At 45.8% G+C, this 596-nt stretch carries 1 protein-coding gene and 1 pseudogene; both read right to left on the bottom strand.

Translation table 11 applies throughout. The features are described from left to right. A pseudogene (locus PCH05_RS27105) lies at positions 1-397 on the bottom strand (SpoVA/SpoVAEb family sporulation membrane protein); the annotation flags it as partial. 36 nt (positions 398-433) lie between these two features. Further along, the coding region (locus tag PCH05_RS27100; protein ID WP_127607837.1) for a DUF1657 domain-containing protein at positions 434-596 on the bottom strand (163 nt) is incomplete at its 5' end.

The raw sequence follows: 596 nt of genomic DNA, 5'->3' as shown, positions 1-596 counted from the left end.
GGCCAGTTTGAACATTTTACCGCCAACACCGAGCACCATTCCTTCACTCTGATGTTCAATCGCTGCGGATGCCATCGAATTCGCAAATCCCGTCACAGGCACTGCGGAACCCGCACCAGCCCATTGGGCGCAAATTTATCGTACACCCCCGCGCAGGTCAGAATGACAGAAAGGAGGATCATCACCGCCACGGTAGGATCTCCAGCTTTTTTCTCATCAAAGCCGCCCCAATGCCAAACATTTCTTGGATGGCTTGTCCAACCAAACAGATGGTTCCGCCGGCTATAAAAGCACGAAGGAAGTTTTTGAGTATGGGTCTCGGAGGTTCGACGCTTTGCGCCAATTCTTTATATTCCTGTTGTACCCGCGTTAAATTTTTCTTTATATTATTTGCCATGAACATTCTCCTCGTATTTTTTCAGCTGGCGTATAGTTAACGAATCAGCAATGGTTTCACTTCACCAATAATCTCTTCTAACGATTTTGAACATTGCTCGTACATCTGCTTTGCATTTTGTTCTTTGGTGGATAAGGCAAACATTTCGAGATCCGCTTCACACTTTTTCAATGTTGCAAGCAATGCGGCTTTCTTCTGA

This window comes from Paenibacillus chibensis, assembly GCF_004001045.1.
Lineage (GTDB): Bacteria > Bacillota > Bacilli > Paenibacillales > Paenibacillaceae > Paenibacillus_AQ > Paenibacillus_AQ chibensis.
The sequence above is the reverse complement of the archived record's forward strand: the minus strand, read 5'-3'. Positions and strand labels throughout refer to the sequence as shown.